Origin of the sequence: Streptomyces sp. (assembly GCF_035563135.1) — a bacterium.
In the GTDB taxonomy this organism is placed as follows: Bacteria; Actinomycetota; Actinomycetes; order Streptomycetales; family Streptomycetaceae; genus Streptomyces.
Genome location: NZ_DATMVN010000490.1, coordinates 1 through 4,526 on the forward strand (window position 1 = coordinate 1; position 4,526 = coordinate 4,526).

Sequence of the window (4,526 nt, forward strand, 5' to 3'; positions counted from 1 at the left end):
GAGTCTCATGACCGAGGGCGACATCGGGTCCAGAACGGGGAACGGCGGCCTGACGGCGCGCCCGCCCGACCAGGACTCAAAGAGCCGCTTTCTGCTGAGGGACGCCACCAAAGCGTCGGGACTGCGGGCGGCCGGGACCGCGCTCCGGCCGCCCGCGCCCCGACCGCCGAGGCCGCTGGTGCGCGTGCTGCTCTGCGAGGACCAGGAGATCTTCCGCCTCGGGCTGCGGGTGGTCTTCGAGGCGCAACCAGACATCGCGGTCGTCGCGGAGACCAGCCACCTCACGGAGGCGCTGGAGGTGGCGGACGGCCCGGGGACGCAGGTTGTCGTCGTCCGGCAGGGGCTCGTGGGCTGCTCCGGCCTGCCGCTGCTGCGGGACCTGTGCCAACGCGCGACGGGGGTGCTGGTGCTCGCGGAGACCGGGGGCGACTCGGGGCGCATGGACGTCCTGCAGGCCGGGGTGCGGGGCTTCCTGCCGCGTCGCGCGACTGCGCAGCGACTCGCGGACGCCGTCCGCGCACTCGCCCGGCAGGAGACCGCGCTCGACTCCGCCGTCGGCCGCCAGCTGGTGCGCCACATGACCGGCGACCCCTCCCAGACCACTGCGGAGGGGCGGGCCCTGGACCGGCTCACCGAGCGGCAGCGCGATGTGGCGACGCTGGTGGCCGAGGGCCTCAGCAACGAGGAGATCGCCAGTCGGCTCTTCCTGAGCCCGGCGACGGTCAAGAGCCACCTCACCGCGGTGATGCGCCGCCTCGACATCCGCACCCGCACCCAGCTGGCCATCCTGCTCACCCGCGACCACTCGCCGGCCGACTATCAGCTGTCGGTGTGTTGGGGGTCAGCCCCTTGCCAAGCCTCTGCGTGAAGCTGGAGTTGCCGGAGTCGTCCGGGCCACCGGGGGCCACCGGGGTCGGGCGGCATGACCACCCACAGCAGCGGATAGCTGACGATGCCGGGACCGAACAGGTTCAGGACGATGAACCCGACCCGCCAGAGCACGGGCTCCACGCCGCTGTACTCGGCCAGCCCGCCGCAGACGCCGCCCAGCACCTTCAGGAGGCCGGCGCCTTGGCGGCGGGACGGGTCCATCCAGGAGACGCCCGCATAGGGCTACCGGCCTCACTCACGAGTTACCCGAAGCCAACTGGTATCAATCTCGCGATACACCTTCTGCGCTGCACTACTCCCCCTTGACGGCACCGATTGTGAACATGTCGCTGGTGCTTACAACCGAGCTGATCAGTCGTCGCTCGTGAAGGCTGCGGCGATCGCGTAGTTGGGGGAGCGGTCGTTCTGGTTGCGCTTGGCGATGTAGCGCCGGGTGGTGCGCGGGTCGGCGTGGCCCAGGCCGTCTTGGATGTCTTGGAGCGGGACGCGCAGCCGGTCGGCCTCGGTCGCCCATGCGTGGCGCAGGCTGTGCGGAGTCACGCCGGCGGGGGGCACCCGATGACTCCTGGGTGAATTTGAAGCTGCGAGCGGCCCGCTGGTACCTCGATGTCCTGCAGCACCTAGAAAGCGCCGTCGGCCTTGACCGGCATGCCGGGGTCGAGATGGCCCTGGACGGATGCCTGTCCAACCTGACAGGGGCCGTGGACGCGGCCCTGGCGCGACTGATCGTCACACTGGAACGCCGACTGACAGCGGTGTGCTGATTGCTTGATGGGTACCACTGAGCGCATGCGGGCGTACTCGATGGATCTGCGTGAGCGGGTTGTCGCCGCAGTCGATCGCGGCATGACCCAGGAGCTGGCGGCAGTGACCTTCGGGGTGTCGGTGAACACCGTCGCCCGGTATCTGACCCGCCGGCGAAACACCGGCAGCCTGGCGCCGACCGCATACCGGCACGGACCCAGACCAGAGAAGATGGCTCGGCTGCAGGCTTGGCTGCCGGCCCGCCTGCAGCAGGCCGCGGATGCCACCCTGGCCGAGCACGCCACGGCCTTCACCGCCGAGCACGGCGTGGTGGTGTCGCTGGCGACGATGTCGCGGGCGCTCACCACCCTGCCGGCCGAGGACCCGGCGAGGGCGCTGACCCCCTCGGGGCGTCGGCGGCGACTGGGCCGGCCGCTGAAGTCAAAAGCCTGAGCGCCACCGAGCGCGACGAGACCGCGCGCGCCCAGTGGCGCACCGACATGGCCGACACCGACCCGGCTCAGGTGGTGTTCGTCGATGAGTGCGGCACGCACACCTCGATGACCCGCCGCCGCGCCCGCGCGCCCCGCGGCACCCGGGCCCGCGGGGCGGTGCCACGCAACCGAGGTGCGGTGACCACCCTGCTCGCCGGGCTGAGCCTGGCCGGAATGGTCCCGGCGATGACGGTGGAAGGCGGCACCGACACCGCGGTGTTCGCCACCTATCTCAAGCAGTTCCTGCTGCCGGCCCTGTCCCCGGGAACGGTGGTCGTGGTGGACAACGTCGGCGCGCACAAGCCCGAGCGCATCCGCGCCCTGATCGCCGCCGCCGGCTGCCGGCTGGTGTTCTTGCCGGCCTACTCGCCGGACTTGTCTCCGGTCGAGGAGGCCTTCAGCAAGATCAAGACCCTGATCAAGGCCGCCGCAGCACGCACCCGAGCGGCGCTGGACGCGGCCATCGCTGTGGCCCTGGCCGCGGTCACCGCCGAGGACGCCGCCGGCTGGTTCGCCCACGCCGGCTACCTCACCCCCCAAGCCGCCTGAAAACCGCTGTGATATAGGGGCTCCCCGTACCAACGCCGATCAATCGTTTCCGCAGGTCAAGGCCGGAGTCGTTCAGACCGCTGGCTACCTTCAATAGCCGCTGCGTGCCCGTACTACGGGCACGCAGCGGGCACGGCCGTTCGGGCCAAAGAACGCTTGCCCACGATGGGTCGAGGAGTCGGCCGTCGGCACCGCTCGTCTGCGTCGCTCGGAGTCGGCTGGGTGATGCGGCACCTGATGACGGACACCGCATACGCACTGCCGCTGCCCCTGTCGCCGGCGTTGACTGCGGCGGCCGAGGACGGGAGCGGCACGGTCCACATCGCAGTCACTGCAGGCAGCCTGTGCTCGGCCCTCCGGCACGCCGTCGCGGGCGGTGCCCCCGGAGGCGACACCCGCCCCATTCCCGCGGGAGTCTCTCCGACTGCACCGCCGCCGGGAGGGCGCTGCGCGCCCCTTGTTGCTGCGACTCGCCCCCTCGCGGAGGCACCCCTATGGTGACCCCGTGGCTTGGGCGTCGGGCTTGTTTGCAATTGCTGGCGTGCTCATCGGCGGGACGCTGTCCATTTGGGGTCAAAATCAGGCTCGTCGTTCGCAAGCGAGAGAGGCTGACCTCAAGGCTCGTCAAGACACCTGCGTTGCCCTACTTGCCGCCGTGCGAAAGTTTCGCCGCTTCGTCATGTATGCAGATGTGACCTTCGAGATTATCCCAGCCGAAGGTGACTCCAAAGGTACTGTTATCGCAGCGGAACGCAGGGAGTTCGATGCAGAGATCGACGAGGCCTTCGCCCGCCTCCTTATCGTGGCTCGGTCCCCACAAATTGTTGAATCAGCCAAGCTTTTAACCTCCGGGGTCAACGACTTCATTAGGGCGCGGGCCACCTACGGCAGAGGCAAGGTGCCCAACGATACGGTTCGTCACCTGCGTTCACTCGAGTACACCTTCGCCGAAACGGTCATGCATGAGTTGGCGCCGCTATCGCCGTAGCAGACACCTAAAGATCATTGAGCCATTCCCAGTAGCGGACGGTTGGCTGGTCAGAGGGGACACGCCGACGGTAAGGAGATGACCGGGACAAGCGCAGGACCTCGGTAGGAGGGACGTCTTCTCACGGATGCCCCACAGCGAGGTCCTGCTGTGTCCGATCCTGTCAGCTACACCGCCGTGCTCCCCGTCGCCGAGGAGACCGTGCACTTCGTGTCGGGCCTGCTGGCCGCCGAGCGCCGCCGCCGCGGCACCCGAGGTCGGCGGCGGGCGCTGGGCTGCTACCGGCAGGCGGTGCTGCTGCTCCGCTGGTTCTGTGACGGCACCCGGCTGGCCCAGCTGGCCGCCGACAACCGGATCGGTCGCTCGACGGCCTACCGGTATCTGCACGAGGGCATCGACGCCCTCGCCGCGGCCGCGCCGGGGCTGCGGGGTGCGCTGCTGGCCGCCCGCGCCGCCGGGCATTCGCATGTGACGGTGGACGGCACGCTGATCCGCACCGACCGCTGCTCGGTCGCCGGGCCGACCGCCCGAGCCGACCGCCCCGACCGGCGGGTGGACCTGTGGTGGTCGGGCAAGCACGCCGCCCACGGCGGCAACGTGCAGATCATCGCCGCCCCGGACGGCTGGCCGCTGTGGACCTCGGACGTGCGCCCGGGCCGCGAGCACGACACCACCGCACTGCGCACCCACGCCGAGGCGCTGCCGCTGCTGGCCGAGTGGACCGATCCGGCCCACGCGGTGCTGGCCGACCTGGGCTACGAGGGTGAACGGGCGGCGCTGACCACACCGATCAAGACTCCCGCCGGTCGCCGGCTGACCGGCGACGAGCGCTGCGTCAACCTGCTGCACGCGGCCACCCG

At 70.2% G+C, this 4,526-nt stretch carries 8 protein-coding genes; 6 read left to right on the top strand and 2 right to left on the bottom strand.

The genetic code is table 11. From position 1 onward, the window contains the following. A partial coding sequence (locus tag VN520_RS21525) for a response regulator transcription factor (protein WP_325748571.1) occupies nt 1-868 on the top strand: 868 nt, incomplete at its 5' end. On the opposite strand, the gene VN520_RS39685 is transcribed toward VN520_RS21525, so the two are convergent. Continuing rightward, a complete protein-coding gene (locus VN520_RS39685; RefSeq protein WP_414719905.1) occupies nt 820-1,092 on the bottom strand; it encodes a PspC domain-containing protein in 273 nt (90 codons plus the stop codon). The two genes, VN520_RS21525 and VN520_RS39685, sit on opposite strands and share 49 nt — an antisense overlap. Nucleotides 1,093-1,242: 150 nt before the next feature. Beyond that, nucleotides 1,243-1,446, bottom strand: coding sequence for a site-specific integrase (locus VN520_RS21530; protein WP_325748572.1), 204 nt, complete (start codon nt 1,444-1,446; stop codon nt 1,243-1,245). A 14-nt stretch (nt 1,447-1,460) separates the two neighbouring features. On the opposite strand from VN520_RS21530, the gene VN520_RS21535 reads away from it, so the two are divergent. The 5 genes from VN520_RS21535 to VN520_RS21555 all read left to right on the top strand — a co-directional run. Beyond that, on the top strand, nt 1,461-1,655 hold the full coding sequence (locus VN520_RS21535) for a hypothetical protein (protein ID WP_325748573.1): 195 nt from the start codon (nt 1,461-1,463) through the stop codon (nt 1,653-1,655). 25 nt (nt 1,656-1,680) lie between these two features. Further along, the gene (locus VN520_RS21540; RefSeq protein WP_325748574.1) at nt 1,681-2,088 is read left to right on the top strand and encodes an IS630 transposase-related protein; all 408 of its coding nucleotides are present in this window, start codon (nt 1,681-1,683) and stop codon (nt 2,086-2,088) included. Further along, nucleotides 2,085-2,678 (top strand): IS630 family transposase, encoded by a 594-nt coding sequence (locus VN520_RS21545; protein ID WP_325748576.1) that lies wholly within the window; start codon nt 2,085-2,087, stop codon nt 2,676-2,678. Before VN520_RS21540 ends, VN520_RS21545 begins: the two co-directional genes overlap by 4 nt. 505 nt (nt 2,679-3,183) lie before the next feature. Further along, entirely contained in the window at nt 3,184-3,666 is a 483-nt protein-coding gene (locus VN520_RS21550) for a hypothetical protein (protein WP_325748575.1), read from the top strand. A gap of 177 nt (nt 3,667-3,843) precedes the next feature. After that, nucleotides 3,844-4,526: transposase family protein (locus VN520_RS21555; protein ID WP_325748577.1), on the top strand; the 683-nt coding region annotated here is incomplete at its 3' end.